This is a genomic window from Cupriavidus sp. FW305-F7 (genome assembly GCF_058782875.1).
Genome location: NZ_JBYSYC010000085.1, coordinates 1 through 15,268 on the forward strand (window position 1 = coordinate 1; position 15,268 = coordinate 15,268).

Genomic DNA, 15,268 nt, shown 5'->3' on the forward strand with positions numbered 1-15,268 from the left:
CAACGTGAAGCCGGAAGCCATCAAGTATGGGGTGAGCGCAGAAGAGGCCCATCGCTTTGGCCTGCCTTGCGGCGGCACCATTGAACTCGTGACGGAGCCCCTCAGCTCCAGGAGTCGCCTCGGCGATCTGCTTGAGGCCGTGGAAAGCGGAAAACTCGTGGCGCGAACCCTTGATATGGCGAGCGGCCATGCCCGGCTCGGCGCTGCGCAAACCACGGACGGCCTGAGCTTCGACGGCCGGACGCTGCTCACCATTCATGGACCGCGCTACCGCATGCTCGTAATAGGAGCCGGACAGCTGTCAAAGTACCTGGCCCAGATTGCCGTTGGGCTGGGGTTCCAGGTTACCGTTTGCGATCCGCGCGAAGAGTACACCGAAACCTGGGACATTCCGGGCGTCACCATGGTGCGAACCATGCCGGATGACACGGTGACAGAGATGCAGCTCGACGACCGCAGCGCAGTGATCGCCGTCACGCATGATCCGAAGCTCGATGACCTGGCACTGATGGAAGCGTTGCGCACGCGCGCCTTCTATGTCGGTGCCCTGGGTTCGCGGCGCAACAATGACGCGCGTCGCGCACGGCTGCGGGAGTTCGACCTGAGCGATCAGCAGTTGGCCCGCCTGCAAGGCCCGGCAGGCATCTATATAGGAAGCCGTACGCCGCCTGAGATCGCCCTCTCGATTCTGGCGCACGTCATCGCCGCCAAGAACCACGTCTGCCTGCCGCAACTGATGCACGTCGCAGACGCGAAGGCTGCGCGTGACATTGCCGCCAGCACCGGCGACACCTGTGCTCGGACTTGCTGATGGCGCGCACCAGGACCGATCGGCATCCTGAATTCGCACGCAGGTCGCAAATACGAACAATTGATCTTATATGGGAAATTGCTGTCGCATGTAGTACACTCATTGACAGTACAATGATTGACGCGACAAACAAATGCCCGATCAGCCACACCACCCATTCAAGACCGGCCAAGTGCTGCCTTTTCGGGAGTCCTTGCTCGCTGTGCTGGGTCTCGCCGTCGTCGTCACGCTGGTGGCCCTGGATCAAACTGTGGTGGGCACCGCGCTCCCTACGGTCGTGGCCGAGCTAAAGGGTTTTCACTACTACGCATGGGTGGCGACGGCCTATTTGCTGGCGTCCGTCATTACCGTGCCCATCTTTGGACGGCTGGGTGACTATTACGGACGCAAACCGTTCGTGCTGGCGTCGATCGTCGTGATCATTGTCGCCTCAGCGTTATGCGGCATGGCAACGAACATGCCTTTCCTGGTCGCTGCCCGCTGCTTTCAGGGTGTCGGGGGCGGTATGCTGGTCGGGACTGCGTTTGCCTGTGTTCCGGAATTGTTCCCGGATGCCCATGTGCGCCTGCGCTGGCAAGTCATCATGACCACTGCGTTCGGTATTGCCAACGCCGTAGGGCCCTCCCTGGGCGGCCTGATTACGGAGTGGTACGGCTGGCGCGCCATCTTTTATGTGAACCTGCCAGTTGGTCTGCTCGGACTGTTCCTTTCCTGGCGCTACTTGCCACACTTGCGTCCTCAATCGCATGACGAAGGGATTAGCATTGACTGGTTGGGCGCCGGACTGATCGGGCTCGGCCTGGGCAGCCTGCAACTGTGCGTCCAACTTCTGCCCGATCGCGGCCTTGGACTGCTGGCTCTGTTTCTGCTCGCGACCTCGGTGCTTGCCTGTGCAGGCCTGCTGTGGTGGGAGCGGCGCGCCGCGAACCCGATCTTGCCGCTCGACATGTTCCGCAATCCGAATCTGGGCCCACTGTTTCTGCTTTCGACCGTAGCAGGCTTCGTCATGTTCTCCCTACTGGTGTATACGCCCCTGCTGTTCCAGGGCGGATTCGGCCATTCGCCGAAGGAGGCGGGGCTGCTGATCACTCCCCTGGTGGTATGCGTGACGATGGGCAGCATTGTGAACGGCCGCCTCATTACGCGGATTCGTCGTCCCAACTACATGCTTCATGCTGGTTTTGCAATGCTGGCAATGGCTTGCCTTGGTCTGACGCAATCCACGCGCGGAACGTCTGATCATGTGCTGATGGCAATCATGCTTGTTGGCGGCTTTGGCCTGGGGTTCATTTTGCCCAACCTGACCGTGTTTGCGCAGCAGACTGCGGGGCCTGAGAACCTGGGCATTGCCACGGCGATGCTCCAGTCTCTGCGCATGGTGGGCGGCATGGTCGGCACCGCCCTTGTCGGCACGCTGGTGAGCCGTAGCTATATGAACCGTGTCAGTGCTGTGCTCTCGGAGGCGGATGCAAGCAACTGGTTGCCACGAATGTCCAATCCTCAGATTCTGGTCGACAAGACAGCGCAAGAAGCTTTGCTGACCCAACTGCATCAGGCCGGGCACGACGGCGCCTTGCTGCTCGAGCACGTTCGCGTGTCACTTGTGGACGCTATTCATGTTGCGTTGATGGTGGTCGTGGTGTTTGCAGTGGCCGGTATCTGGCGAGCGACCCGCGTCCCACCCGTGAAGCTCGTTCGGACCATGGAATCGACGGCCGCTGTCGCCGATTGAGCCAGTCGGGAGAATCGAATGGAGCTGGAGCAAGAGAGCGTGGCGCTGCTGCGGCAGTTCGCGCGTACTTACCGCGCCTATGCCGCGACTTTCGAACAGCGCATCGGGCATCCGCTGCCGCGTTGGCGCGTCCTTCAAGGGCTGTACATCCATGCGGCACCGATCGGGCAGAAGACGCTCGCCGAGCGGGTCGACATGGATCCCGGCGCGCTGACACGCCAGTTGAAAGCCTTGCAGGAGCTTGGTTGGGTGACAAGAGAAACGTCCGAGCAAGATAACAGAATCACCAATGTCATCTTGTCTGCGCAAGGGCGTGATGTCGTAGAGCAAGGCTTGCCGCAGCGATCAAGCTTTCTGCAGGAGGTACTCGAGAAGGTTGCCGATAGCACCATGCGCAACTTCTCCAAGGGCCTCGGGCAGCTTGAAGCCGGCATTGCGCTTGCCGCCCAACGCTCGCGGGCCGCCGCGGACGCCGCCTGAGCCGATGCTGCGGCGGCGGGCCGTGACCTTGCCGCCAAAGCAAGCGGCGACCCTCGCCTGACCGGAACCCACACAGTATTCGGATACACAAACAACATTGAGGAGTAGAGAGATGGCAATCAGAACCGTCGGCATCGTCGGTGCCGGCACCATGGGTAATGGCATCGTCCAGGCCTGCGCAGTGGTGGGTCTCAACGTGGTGATGGTCGATATCAGCGACGCCGCCGTGCAGAAGGGCCTGGCCACCGTCGCGGGCAGCCTGGACCGGCTGATCAAGAAGGAAAAGCTGACCGAGGCCGACAAGGCCAACGCGCTGGCGCGCATCAAAGGCAGCACCTCGTATGACGATCTCAAGGCCACCGATATCGTGATTGAGGCCGCCACTGAGAACTACGACCTGAAGGTCAAGATCCTCAAGCAGATCGACGGTATCGTCGGCGAGAGCGTGATCATCGCGTCCAACACCTCGTCGATCTCGATCACCAAGCTGGCCGCCGTGACCGCGCGCGCCGACCGCTTTATCGGCATGCACTTCTTCAACCCGGTGCCGGTGATGGCGCTGGTGGAACTGATCCGCGGCCTGCAGACCAGCGACACCACCCACGCCGCCGTCGAGGCCCTGTCGAAGCAGCTCGGCAAGTACCCGATCACGGTCAAGAACAGCCCGGGCTTCGTCGTCAACCGCATCCTGTGCCCGATGATCAACGAGGCCTTCTGCGTGCTGGGCGAAGGCCTGGCCTCGCCGGAAGAGATCGACGAAGGCATGAAACTGGGCTGCAACCACCCGATCGGGCCGCTGGCGCTGGCTGACATGATCGGCCTGGACACCATGCTGGCCGTGATGGAAGTGCTGTACACGGAGTTTGCCGATCCGAAGTACCGCCCGGCGATGCTGATGCGTGAGATGGTGGCCGCCGGCTACCTGGGCCGCAAGACCGGCCGCGGCGTGTACGGCTACAACCAGTAAGGCAATGCACGGCGCGCCGTAGGCAACTCGCAACGGGCGCCGCAGCCGGCCGCTGACAAAGCGGCTGGCACTGCCACACATCCTTGAGCGTCATCCGTACCTCCAGCCGATGACCGCAACTCACAGACGTAGCATCTGAATCAGGACAGGTCCGCCAGCAGCGTATTTGCCTGACACCAGTCGACGGTATCGAATCCTTCCGTGAAGCTGCCGAGAATTCCCGTCAGAACCTCCCGCGCTGGGGCAAGCTTGCCCTGGCCTTGCCAGAGTTGAGCCAGGCTCAGCGCAATCTGCAGTTCCACTGACCTCGTTCCCTGGGCGCGGGCAATGGAAATCGCCGTTTGAAAACATGCCTCCGCCTCCTGGGCACAGGACGAGACCTTCTTCCCAGCCGCCAATCTCAGCATCAGTTCCCCTTTGAGCCGAATCAGCGTTGGTTCATGGAACTGCTCTCCGGTCTTGCTTGCCAGCGCCAGCGCATCGTTCAGCACCAGGAGTCCCGCCTCGGCTTGCCCCGCTTTTCCATAGGCGTCAGCCAGCAACGCCAGCAGCGTCGGACGCCCCAACGCCGCCCCGGTCGCTTCGTGGGCGGTGAGGCCTTCTCGTATTCGTGCGATGCCCTCCTCGTGACGACCCTCCTCGGCCAGGGTCCAGCCTTGCAGGATGACTGCCCAGGCCTGGTACAGCGGATACCCCCGTTCTTCTGAAAGCGTGACAGCAGCTTGGGCAAGCTCCCGGGTCCGATGCGTCTCACGCCGGTACTGATGGAGCTGGGCCGCAAAGGCCAGCGCCAGGGCAAGGGCCAGCGGGTCCGCGGCACTCCTGGCCAACTCGAGAGCTTCCTGACTGCGCACGCTGGACTGATCCGGAAAGCCCAGGTACCACAGAATCCAGCTCAAAGCGCTACGCGTATGCACTGCGGGATTCCGCGCGTAACGCAGAAGGCCACCGTAATGCAACTCGTCGGGATGGTGCAGCGCCAGCGCCTGCTCCTCGTGGGTACGAGCCTGGCCGATTTCGCCGAGACGGAACACTGTGGCGCCGAGAACACGGTGTGCCTCGGCCAGCTGTTCGGGCTCCTGTGTCTCCTGGCCCAGGCGTAGCAGGCGCTCTGCCAGGATTTCCGCTTCCCGGTATTGCGCACGCAATTGATAGAACGACCATAACCCCAGCAGCGCCGAGAAGAACTGCGGTGTGTCCGCGCCCTGCTCGCACAAGGCCAGCGCACGCGTGTAGGTCGCTTCCACCTCGGGGGCACCGTAACTGCGCACCGCCATCCAGGCTGGCCCTAGAGTCAGCAACAGCATGAGTTCCTCGCGCAAGCGTTCGGGGCTTTCCGGCAGTAACCGGAGCAGTTCAAGGGCGGCACTGAAATGCCGTATCGCTTCGGCCTGTGCGGAACGCCGCAAGGCCTGCTGGCCAGCGCACTGGAGGTACTCGACGGCCTTCCGGATATTGCCGCTGCGGCTGTAATGGTGCGCCAACTCGCTGCAATGATCATTCAACTTGGCGGGAAACAACGCTTCGATGGCATGTGCCGTGCGTTCATGCAGTTCACTGCGCTGTGTCACCAGCAGGGTGTTGGCGGCCACCTCCTGGGTAAGTGCATGCTTGAAGGCATACTCCACCTCCGGGAAAGCTGGCCGCTCATGAACGTAATCTCCCGCCTCCAACTCAGCCAGCAGCGCGCGCAGCTTGTCTTCGGGGAGCGCGGTGACATGCTGGACCAAGCTTAAGCAGAACTCTTTGCCGATAATAGCCAGCGTCTGCAGCAGTTCCCTCTGCGCGGCGGGGAGCCGGTCGATACGGGCGGCCAGAACTGCTTGCACTGTCGTCGGAATATGAAGGGCCGTAGGGCTCTTTTCGATGCGGTAGCTTCCGGCCCGGCCGAGCAAGATGTTCTCCTCGACCAGCGTCCGGACGACTTCCTCCATGAAGAAAGGATTACCCTCCGTCTTTGCCAGAATGAGCGACTTCAAAGGAACGAGCGAGGCGTCATCTCCAAGTAACGCGGTCAGAAGGTCCTGCGCGTCGGCCTGGCCAAGCGGCTCCAGCCGCAATTGAGTGTAGTAGCGCCTGCGGCCCCAGTCGAGCGAGTACTCCGGTCGGTAATTCACGAGCATCAGGATGCTCGCGCCCGGTATGTGCTCGACCAGCGTATGCAGGAACGCCTCAGTCTCGCTGTCCAGCCATTGCAGGTCCTCGAACAGCAATTGCAGAGGCCGGTCAGCGCTCTGCCGCACAAGCAGCTGCGCAATCGCCTCGAAGGTGCGCTGGCGACGAATGGCGGGATCCATGGTGGACAGCGGCGAGCCAGGTTCGCTGATGCCCAGTAGATAAAGCAAATATGGGAGACACTGGTCCAGCGCGCGATCAAGGGTCAGCATCCTGCCTGTGACCTTCTCACGGCACAGCCGCTCGTCATCCTGCGTCGCAAGTTGAAAGTAATTCCTCAGTAGATCGATCAGGGGCAGATACGGAAAGGCCTTGCCATGTGACACCGAAAAGGTTTCCAGAACCATCCAGCTTTGCTTGGAGCATTCCTTGAACTCGTGGAACAGACGCGATTTTCCAACGCCAGCCTCGCCCACCACCCCAACGATCTGTCCGTGCCCCGCCTTGGCTCGCTCCAACGCCTGGCGCAAGCACTCCATTTCCGCTTGACGGCCAACAAACCTTGCCAGACCGCGATGCGCGGCCACCTGCAAGCGCGTGCGCAAAGGTCCCAGTCCGAGCACCTCATACACTGCAAGCGACTCGCGGACGCCTTTTACTTGCGTGGTCCCCAGACTTTTGAACTCGAAATAGCCCGCGCTCAGCTTGTAAGTCGATTCGCTGACGAGAATGGACGATGGTGCGGCCACGCCTTCCATCCGGGCCGCGATGTGAATCGTGTGTCCAACCGGGTCATAATCGGTGCGCAAGTCGTCCCTTCGAATGGAGCGCACCACGACTTCCCCCGTGTGTACACCAACCCGGATCTGCAGTGAAATAGCGCGCTCCAGACGAACCTGACCGCTATGTCGACGCATCGTTTCCTGCATCCGCAGTGCAGCATACAATGCGCGCAGCGGATGGTCTTCGTGGGCAATTGGCGCACCGAATAGCGCAAGAATACCGTCTCCCAGGGACTTGGCGACGTACCCTTCATAGTGGTGTACGGCCTCCATCATGAGTGCCACAACTGGGTCGATCAACGCGCGTGCGTCCTCCGGGTCCATGTCCTGAATCAACGCAGTCGAACCCGCCATGTCTGCAAACAGCGCAGTGATGGTCTTGCGTTCGCCAGCCGGATGCCCTCTTGCCTCCATCGCTGCCTGCTCGGCGAGGATGCGCTCGGCGAGATGGGGTGGGGTGTAAAGAACCGGGCCGCGAACCGGCGATACGGGCGTACTGCCGAGGTCGATGCGGCTCTCAGTAAAGGGCGCGCCACATGAGCCACAGAATTTCGCTGCGGGGCCTGAGGCGCCGCCACATCGCAGACACGTCTGCACGAGGCTGGCACCGCACTCCTCGCAGAAACTGGCTAACGCCGGGTTCTCGTACCCGCAACTTACGCAGCGCATTTCGGCCCTCTGGCTAGCTCCGTGCCCCGACTTATTAGAGGCGCAATCACCTGCGTTGGCAAGACATTGCCGAAGGCAGGCGCGCTCATCTCGGCCAGGGCGAGGCCTGCGAAGTTTGCTCCAGCGGATCGGCAGCCGTAGTATCGATGCGCTGCGTCTTGTCGCCCTCGGTGATGTCCTGACGCATCACCACACCAGTTCCCGGACAGTACCAGTCGGTGACCTGCAGGCGCGAAGGCTCGGACAGGACTTGCTCGCCTGCGATAATCATCGGACCGATCGACGTCACGCGTACATATTGGATCGGCACGCATTCCGAAAGGCCTAGCGCTGTCTGAATCAGCTGGCGCTTTCCGACCCGGCGCGAGGCTACCGCGACGGTCGCATGTGGGGCAACGAGTTTGCCCACTTCAGTGGCCGAGTCACGGGCATAGATGGTGAAAGAAACGCTGGCTTCGACCGAGCCACCACCAAGGACGTCGCCCTCGTGCAGTGCCAACCCGCGGTATTGGTAGTCCAGCAGGCCAAGGCCATCAATGGTAGTCGTGCCATACAGGCGCGTGTAACGTCCCCATGCGTTGACCGTGGCACTACCCGTGATACCAGCCGGCGAACCGTTTGCGGCCGGTCGCAGCAGCACGCGCTGTTGCTGCTCCGTGATAACAGGCGGGCCCATCAGCACCGCTAATGCCGTCTTGGAGTGAATCTCGATGTCCGCCTGGCATCCCGACGCTGTAGGCAAGGGGGCCAACTGCGTGGATCGGCGTGACATTGGCATATCGCCGTCGGCTTCCATCTGCAGTCGCATTCCTTGTGGGAACCAGACTGAGCTACACACGTTTGCGCCGCTCGCCGCCTCAGGCTGGTCGCCGGCGGCGGCCACGGCTACCGTGGCCACGCTGGCAAGAAGGCAGACGATAAGCCGGACATAGCGGCACCGAACGGGGCCGGCGCGGCGCTTTATTGAGCGCCATTCACGTCCGGCTGCAGAAACAGGCTGGGCAGGCATTCTGAAGACCAACACGTCACGCTCGGACTGCATTGCAACTCCAGGACATCAATATCCGGTGAGGAGCAGCAATATTGGCGTAACTATTGTGGCCTAGCAATATCCCTCGCCGTATCTAGTCCGTCGTAATGGCCATTTCTTTGATGATCTTTCCGAAGCGCTCAGTATCGGTTGCATTCATCCTGCCAAGCACCTCCGGTGCCCCCCCGATCGGCGACGCCCCCTGGGCAGCCATTCGCTCAATGACGTCGGGCATTTTGAGGATTTCATTTAAGTGCATGTTTAACTTCTTTACCACTTCCACGGGCATGCCCTTGGGCCCGAAGAGGCCATACCACGAGTTTAGATCGACGCCTTTGTAGCCCATCTCGTTAAGTGTCGGAACGTCGGGCGCCAGTGGGGATCGTCCTCGACTGGTGACTGCCAAAGGCACTAATTTCCCGCTGGCCACATAAGGCCGGATCGTGCTGAGCGAACCGTAAGCAAACGGAATATGGCCTCCCAGCACATCGGCAACCGCCGGTGCTACGCCCTTGTAGGGGACGTGGACGAGATTCAACCCGGTTTCCTTGTTCACTACCTCGCCGATGATGTGGAGTATGGAGCCTGGTCCCGCGCTACCGTACTCCAACTTCTTGCTCTTGGCTGCCACCACCACGTCTTTGAACGTCTTGAAGCCGCTGTTCGATCCGGTCACCAGGAACACCGGCGTATTACCCACAGCGACAATCGGGGTAAAGTCGTGCACCGGATCGTAGCCGGAGCTCGCCCCACCCTTCACTACCAGGTTGGCAAAGGAAATGCTTCCCGGCGCGAACAAAAGTGTGTACCCGGCAGCGGGCGCCTTTGCCACATAGCTGGTTCCGATGACGCCGGCAGCGCCGACACGATTCTCGACGAGCACGGGCTGGCCGATCTGGACTGACAGCTTCTCCGCCAGGACACGAGCTATCAGATCGGTACCCGCACCTGCGGAGAACGGCACCACGATCGATATGGGCTTGCTGGGATAGGTTTCGGCCTGGGCCACGCTGGAGAAACATGCGGCGACAGCGGACGCCGCAAGTACAAACATACGATGGATGCGGTTCATGAACTTGCCTTCCAAGTGGTTAGAGCAAAAAGTGGCGGAAGCATGTGGCAACTATAGGTACCTGCCGCTGGCTGTCTCGCGTGTGCCACCGCGCCTTGCCGACGCTAACGCCGACATTAGCTACGGTACATACCTATGTCAATACGTTTCGTAGCTATCTTGGTGAAGACCCGGACATTGATCATTCTTGCATTTTTAGGAGGGATGCTGCGCTGTAGCCGGCACGATTCGTGTGCATTCCTGGGCCATTCCAGTGCGTGCGCGAGAACCCAAGAGCATAGGTACAAATCGTATTGACATAGATACGATATGTAGTTAATACTCGGTTCACGTAGTGACTCAGGGACGGGGCTGAGATGCCCCGTTTTTGATGTCTTCAAAACCTCCGGCGGCGCTTACTGTTCAACCCACTTAAGACCAAATCATGACTGGCATCCACCGCGCACTTCTGCTTGCTGCCTCTGTAGCCACCGCGTGTTTCAGCGGCTCCACTTTTGCGCAACGCTATCCGGGCAAAACCATCTCGATCGTGGTCGCCTATCCGGCGGGCGGAGATACGGACATGCTGGCGCGCGTCTTTGCCGAGAAGTTGTCAACAAGACTTGGACAGTCTGTAGTGGTCGAGAATCGACCTGGCGCGACCGGGGTCATCGGTAGCAGCTATGTGGCCAAAGCTGCCCCGGACGGGTACACGCTGCTCCTGACGCCAGGGAGTATTTCTTTTGCTCAACTGGTACTCAAGACCGGACCGAACAGTGGGTACGATGCATTGAACGGCTTCACCCCGATCGTGCAGGTCGGGAGCGTGCCACTTTTTCTCGTGGCGGGTTCTGGTTCCGGATTCAAGAGCTTCAAGGATGTGGTCTCGGCAGCCAAGAATCGAACGGTCAGTTTTGCCACCGCGGGAACCGGCTCGATCCACCACATTCTCGGTGAGGTGGTAAACAAGGCAACCGGTGTGCATCTCGAGCACGTTCCATACAAGGGCGTTGCCCCCGCGATCAACGATGTACTCGGTGGGCATATTCCGATGACCTACATTTCTCTCGGCACGGTGAAGCCTTATCTTGAGAGTGGCAAGCTCGTGCCCCTGGCCGTTATGGATCGGGAGCGTACACCTCTCGCCCCTAACATTCCGACCTTGCAGGAGTCCGGGTACAAAGTCGAGATGAACACGTGGTACGGCCTCTTCGGACCGAAAGGCATGTCACCTGCGGTTGTGAAGACATTGAATGAACACATGAACGAGATCCTGAAGATGCCCGAGGTGCTCGCGCGCATGAGCACACTAGGTGCAGTACCTATCGGGGGATCTCCCGAAACGCTCGCCAAAGCGAACGCTGCGGATTATGAGAGGTTCGGCCGGATTATCAAGGATCTGCACATTCAAGCTGACTGACCTGTCGCCACAACGGCGTACGCCGGCAATGCTAAAAAAGGCATCGGCACAGCCGGCCCGCATGAACAAAACCGTGGTGCGCTACCCGAGTCCTGTCTTGAGCTAATTCAAAAAAAAAGCGCAATGCCTGGCATTGATGTCACAGCCCAGGAAGCGTCCTGAGCTGTGAACATTTCCACGCAGTGCGGTCACTCCAGGCAAACCGAGCCGCTCAGTCCTGAAATCGACATCGCAGCCTGCCAGAAAGCCCGAACCAGCGTCCGGTCGTTCTTCACCGTGCGCGCTAAAGCCAAGGGATACAGAAGCGGTTTGCCAGCTTCGCAGACGACGTCGATGAACACAACGTTCGTCACACGCAGGCGCCGCATCGGACGCGGGACCAGTGCCACGCATCCGCCCGCCCCAACAAGGGCGAGGTTGGCCAGAAAGGTCTTCGAGTCCCCGGGGAGCACCCGCGGATACACCTTCGACTCCTGAAACGCCCTGAGCACTGCAGCGGAGTACCCGGGACTCGACGTGAAAGGATAGAGCGACAGGAACTGATCCTCGGCCAATTCCGATAGCCTGACACGTTTGCGGGCACTCAGCGGATGCGTCTTGCATACCGCTACGCAAAATCTTTCCTGCTTCAGGTCTGCAATGACCAGTTGAGCGCTCTCATGCGCCGATGGCACGATGATCGCTACATCCAGCACACCCGCTTGCAAAGCCAGAATTTCGTTCCGGGTCGAGTCGGTTTGAACGAGCAGTCTCGCGTTCGGAAACTGCACGCGCAGCCGTTGAAGCACGGTTGGCAGCAACTCAAGCGCGGCACTCTCGACGGACGCAATTCTCAGCACATCGGCTGAGCCATCCACGGCTGACTTAGCCGCCTCCACCGCGCACTGCGCTTGCCCCAGGAGATGTCGTACCTCGTGAAGGAAGGCCGTACCGGCAGGGGTGAGACGGACCATGGTGCGGGACCGTTCAATCAATGACACACCCAGGCTGCTTTCGAGCCGCTGGATGGACGCGCTAAGGGGAGGCTGCGTCATGTGGAGGCGCTCCGCCGCTCGGCGGAAATTTAGCTCTTCTGCGACCACCACGAACTGCCGGAGCTGTCTCAAATCCATGCGGAATCCATCGCGTGAGTGGTATCAGCAAGTCGTCTCAATAGTATTGGACATACCTACGCTTCGAATCTAAAAATGCTTCTGTGATGACAGCCAAGGAATGGCAATCTTACTATGACCACACTGGACGAAACGAATACTCCTGCGATCGAACCGATTGGCGGGCCGGCAGCCTGGCACGGACAAACCATGGATTGGAAATCAGACGGACTTCATGTCCTCAATGATCAGGATATCCAGGAAATCGACCTCGCTCTCCGACATCTGAAGTCTCTTGGGAAAGTCGACCTTCCTGACATTACAAGGGTGTCCTTTCCGCTGCGAGCTGCCGCGCAGACCCTGGATGGCATCCGGGCCAAGCTCGAACAGGGGCGTGGCTTTGCATTGCTGCGCGGACTGCCGCGCGCGCAGTACTCCACGGACGACATGGCCCGGATCTTCTTCGGCATTGGCGCCTATCTGGGACGGCCGATGCCCCAGTCGTATCACGGTGAGATGCTCGGGCATGTCATGGACGTCTCGGACGTCGAGGACGTACCGCGCGCGTATCACGCCGGAGGGCACATGGGTATGCACACCGACTCGTGCGACGTGATTGGCCTCATGTGCCTGCGCTCGGCTGTATCAGGCGGGGCCAGCCGTATTGTCAGCGCCGTTGCCCTGCACGACGAACTGCTTACGAAGCATCCGGATGTGCTTCGCACCCTGTACCGCGGCTTCTTCTATCGCCGCAAGGATCTGGACGGGAAGTTTGGATCCGGGCGCCTGCTCAGCGAAGCACGAGTGCCGGTGTTCACATGCAGCAGCGACGCCGCGACGCCGCTCGCATGCTACTTCCTGCCAGGCTATGCGAAAAGCGCTGCTGCGCGTGGCGATGCCGAGCTTACGCCGCAAGAGCGTGATGCCATTGCCTGCATCGAACGTATTGCCGAATCACCGGAGTTTTATCTCGACATGAACTTCGCTGAAGGCGACATACAGTTCCTGAACAACCGGCTGGTCCTGCATGGGCGCACCGACTACGAAGATTCGAAGGAAATCCAGCAGCGGCGGCATTTGCTGCGCCTTTGGCTCCATGTTCCTCACTGGCCGGTGTTGCCAAAGAACCAGATCTTCCATACGGCCGAAGACCACGCCTTGTGGCTGCAACGACGTTCAGCGCTGATGGAGCTACCGTCCACATACCTTGCGACCATGCAAAACCTGGTTCGCGCACGTTAGTCCCCCCGGACTGGCGGCGGCTTCAGCGTCCCCTCTACCCAAGTCTCAAAGAGCTCATATCATGACATTGCTTACGCGCAGATCCCTGCTGATCCTCTCGGCGGGTCTTGCCGCCGCCGCCGCAGTGCGCGCCGAATGGCTTCCCAACAAACGGATTGAGATCATCGTCCCGTTTGCGCCCGGAGGAGTGGTCGACGTCCTTGCCCGGGTCTTGACTGAGCCGATGAGCCGTGAACTCGGCCAACCGGTCATAGTGAAGAACGTGGTTGGCGCCGGTGGAAACATCGCATATGGCCAACTGGCAAGAGCGAAGGCTGACGGCTACACCGTAGGCTTGATCGGGTCTGGACTCAACCTCAATTCGCTGCTCCGACCCGGTTCCGGCTTCGATACGCCTAACATCCTCAGGCCACTGGGCTATCTTGGGTCCCAAGCCTTTGCGCTGCTCGTCAGTACTGCCCGATTCGATGTGAGAACCGTCCGTGAGGCGATCGATAGGATTCGCAAGGAGCCAGGCAAGCTGGCCTATGCGTCCGGCGGAATCGGTGCGTCCTCACATGTTCTGATGGAATACCTGAAAAGCACGCAGGACTTGAAAGTCCTGCATGTTCCCTACAACGGCCAGGCGCCTGCCATCACTGCCACTTTGGCTGGTGATGTCGATCTGACCCTGCAACCCGTCACCGGTTCGGAAGATCTCATTCGGGCAGGCAAGCTTCGCCCGCTGGCATGCACCGGTACAGCTCGCATGAAGTTGTTTCCCAACGTCCCGACTTTCTCCGAGGCCAGCATCCATGGCATGGAGGCAAACGGATGGCTGGGGCTGGCCGCCCCGGCCGGTGTGCCGGAGCCGTTGGCGCGTCGCCTGATTGATGCATGGGCCAGGTCCGTGGCGCGTCCGGAAGTGCAACAGGCTCTGGACGCTAAATCGGTGGATACCCTGACCATGAATGATCGCGAGTTCGCCAGGATGGTGGCTGACGACAGGCAACGCTGGAAGCGGGTTATCGAGATCGCGAAAGTCAGCGTCGAGTAGAGCTTGCGATGCACTGATCCTTCCATCCGCATCGCTGCGAGGGAAGGCCGGCGTCCGCAACTTAGTGGCGGGCGCCGTCGGTAAATGCATCAAATTTGGAAGCGCGAAGACCGTCGGTGTATGTATTGAACTTCCCGCGCGCGCCATCGGCATATGGGTTGAACCGGGCGCGGGCGCCATCGGCGTAGGGATCGAACTTACCGCGTGCGCCGTCAGCGTAAGGGTTGAACGTGCTCTTGGCTCCGTCGCGATGCAGATCAAAGCCAGCAGCGTAAGTCAGGCCGGAAACAAGAGCGGAACCAATAGCGATCGCAGCAGCCAGGCTCATAGCAAAGTGGTTGAATTTCATGATCGTTCCCAATATTTTCCGCGGCAACCGCGGGGTCATCCAGTGAATACCGATTCGGCGCCATCCACAGCCTGCGCAGTCGCTGCAGAGGGGCGTCTCGGCCTGGATCAAATATTAGGGTAACCACCAACTATGGATAAAGGGGCCCAGATCGCATGCGCCTATAGGCTGGGCTAATGAATGGCGCTGTCGATAAGATTGGGAGCCCCGCATGCATCTTGTACGGACGCCTAAGCAGATTATTTATCACATAAAGGGGGCGAGGCGTGCCTCACTCGCCTCAGGGAGGGATGGGCACGAGCGTATCGAGGTCGTCTTGCGGGGGACGCGGCGAAGTTAGCCGCAGGCAGGCGGATGCCTACGACAGCGATGGAAAGCGTTGGTGTACTGAAGTTACGGGCTTGCAAGGCGCGAGCGGGGCCTGTCAGTTTTTTTGTGTGCAGGGCAGTTAAAGGCTCATCGTCATTTCGACCGGTGAGCCAGCATTATCTCA

At 60.2% G+C, this 15,268-nt stretch carries 12 protein-coding genes; 7 read left to right on the forward strand and 5 right to left on the reverse strand.

Annotated elements, in window-relative coordinates; translation table 11 throughout:
* From AC3WL8_RS38575 to AC3WL8_RS38590, 4 genes are all read left to right on the forward strand, one after another.
* Positions 1-811 (forward strand): XdhC family protein (locus AC3WL8_RS38575; protein ID WP_492380147.1); only part of this gene is annotated, 811 nt, incomplete at its 5' end.
* 133 nt (positions 812-944) lie between these two features.
* Positions 945-2,543 carry an MFS transporter gene (locus AC3WL8_RS38580; RefSeq protein ID WP_492380148.1) on the forward strand — a complete coding sequence of 533 codons (1,599 nt, stop codon included), beginning with the start codon at positions 945-947 and terminating at the stop codon, positions 2,541-2,543.
* A gap of 18 nt (positions 2,544-2,561) precedes the next feature.
* Positions 2,562-3,023: a MarR family winged helix-turn-helix transcriptional regulator gene (locus tag AC3WL8_RS38585; RefSeq protein WP_492380149.1), complete on the forward strand. Its 462-nt coding sequence runs from the start codon at positions 2,562-2,564 to the stop codon at positions 3,021-3,023.
* 112 nt (positions 3,024-3,135) lie between these two features.
* Positions 3,136-3,990, forward strand: coding sequence for a 3-hydroxybutyryl-CoA dehydrogenase (locus AC3WL8_RS38590; RefSeq protein ID WP_492380150.1), 855 nt, complete (start codon positions 3,136-3,138; stop codon positions 3,988-3,990).
* 140 nt (positions 3,991-4,130) lie between these two features.
* Here AC3WL8_RS38590 and AC3WL8_RS38595 read toward each other — a convergent pair whose 3' ends face one another.
* The 3 genes from AC3WL8_RS38595 to AC3WL8_RS38605 form a co-directional block, all read right to left on the reverse strand.
* Positions 4,131-7,556 carry an adenylate/guanylate cyclase domain-containing protein gene (locus tag AC3WL8_RS38595; RefSeq protein WP_492380151.1) on the reverse strand — a complete coding sequence of 1,142 codons (3,426 nt, stop codon included), beginning with the start codon at positions 7,554-7,556 and terminating at the stop codon, positions 4,131-4,133.
* Positions 7,557-7,641: 85 nt separating this feature from the next.
* A complete protein-coding gene (locus AC3WL8_RS38600) occupies positions 7,642-8,598 on the reverse strand; it encodes a hypothetical protein (protein ID WP_492380152.1) in 957 nt (318 codons plus the stop codon).
* Positions 8,599-8,680: 82 nt separating this feature from the next.
* Positions 8,681-9,658 carry a Bug family tripartite tricarboxylate transporter substrate binding protein gene (locus AC3WL8_RS38605; protein WP_492380153.1) on the reverse strand — a complete coding sequence of 326 codons (978 nt, stop codon included), beginning with the start codon at positions 9,656-9,658 and terminating at the stop codon, positions 8,681-8,683.
* A gap of 424 nt (positions 9,659-10,082) precedes the next feature.
* Here AC3WL8_RS38605 and AC3WL8_RS38610 point away from each other — a divergent pair, with 424 nt between their 5' ends.
* Positions 10,083-11,057, forward strand: coding sequence for a Bug family tripartite tricarboxylate transporter substrate binding protein (locus AC3WL8_RS38610; RefSeq protein ID WP_492380154.1), 975 nt, complete (start codon positions 10,083-10,085; stop codon positions 11,055-11,057).
* A 188-nt stretch (positions 11,058-11,245) separates the two neighbouring features.
* On the opposite strand, the gene AC3WL8_RS38615 is transcribed toward AC3WL8_RS38610, so the two are convergent.
* Positions 11,246-12,169, reverse strand: a complete 924-nt coding sequence (locus AC3WL8_RS38615; RefSeq protein WP_492380155.1) for a LysR family transcriptional regulator — start codon at positions 12,167-12,169, stop codon at positions 11,246-11,248.
* Positions 12,170-12,283: 114 nt separating this feature from the next.
* Here AC3WL8_RS38615 and AC3WL8_RS38620 point away from each other — a divergent pair, with 114 nt between their 5' ends.
* Complete coding sequence (locus AC3WL8_RS38620) at positions 12,284-13,390, forward strand: TauD/TfdA family dioxygenase (protein ID WP_042883220.1); 1,107 nt, start codon at positions 12,284-12,286, stop codon at positions 13,388-13,390.
* Positions 13,391-13,451: 61 nt separating this feature from the next.
* Positions 13,452-14,426, forward strand: a complete 975-nt coding sequence (locus tag AC3WL8_RS38625) for a tripartite tricarboxylate transporter substrate binding protein (RefSeq protein ID WP_492380156.1) — start codon at positions 13,452-13,454, stop codon at positions 14,424-14,426.
* Positions 14,427-14,487: 61 nt separating this feature from the next.
* Here AC3WL8_RS38625 and AC3WL8_RS38630 read toward each other — a convergent pair whose 3' ends face one another.
* Positions 14,488-14,775, reverse strand: coding sequence for a hypothetical protein (locus AC3WL8_RS38630; protein ID WP_492380157.1), 288 nt, complete (start codon positions 14,773-14,775; stop codon positions 14,488-14,490).
* Positions 14,776-15,268: the final 493 nt, after the last annotated feature.

Bases quoted from the DNA above. Each gene is read 5' to 3' on its own strand.
- AC3WL8_RS38580 (WP_492380148.1), top strand. From the start codon at position 945: ATGCCCGATCAGCCACACCACCCATTCAAGACCGGCCAAGTGCTGCCT.
- AC3WL8_RS38585 (WP_492380149.1), top strand. From the start codon at position 2,562: ATGGAGCTGGAGCAAGAGAGCGTGGCGCTGCTGCGGCAGTTCGCGCGT.
- AC3WL8_RS38590 (WP_492380150.1), top strand. From the start codon at position 3,136: ATGGCAATCAGAACCGTCGGCATCGTCGGTGCCGGCACCATGGGTAAT.
- AC3WL8_RS38595 (WP_492380151.1), bottom strand. From the start codon at position 7,556: ATGCGCTGCGTAAGTTGCGGGTACGAGAACCCGGCGTTAGCCAGTTTC.
- AC3WL8_RS38600 (WP_492380152.1), bottom strand. From the start codon at position 8,598: ATGCAGTCCGAGCGTGACGTGTTGGTCTTCAGAATGCCTGCCCAGCCT.
- AC3WL8_RS38605 (WP_492380153.1), bottom strand. From the start codon at position 9,658: ATGAACCGCATCCATCGTATGTTTGTACTTGCGGCGTCCGCTGTCGCC.
- AC3WL8_RS38610 (WP_492380154.1), top strand. From the start codon at position 10,083: ATGACTGGCATCCACCGCGCACTTCTGCTTGCTGCCTCTGTAGCCACC.
- AC3WL8_RS38615 (WP_492380155.1), bottom strand. From the start codon at position 12,169: ATGGATTTGAGACAGCTCCGGCAGTTCGTGGTGGTCGCAGAAGAGCTA.
- AC3WL8_RS38620 (WP_042883220.1), top strand. From the start codon at position 12,284: ATGACCACACTGGACGAAACGAATACTCCTGCGATCGAACCGATTGGC.
- AC3WL8_RS38625 (WP_492380156.1), top strand. From the start codon at position 13,452: ATGACATTGCTTACGCGCAGATCCCTGCTGATCCTCTCGGCGGGTCTT.
- AC3WL8_RS38630 (WP_492380157.1), bottom strand. From the start codon at position 14,775: ATGAAATTCAACCACTTTGCTATGAGCCTGGCTGCTGCGATCGCTATT.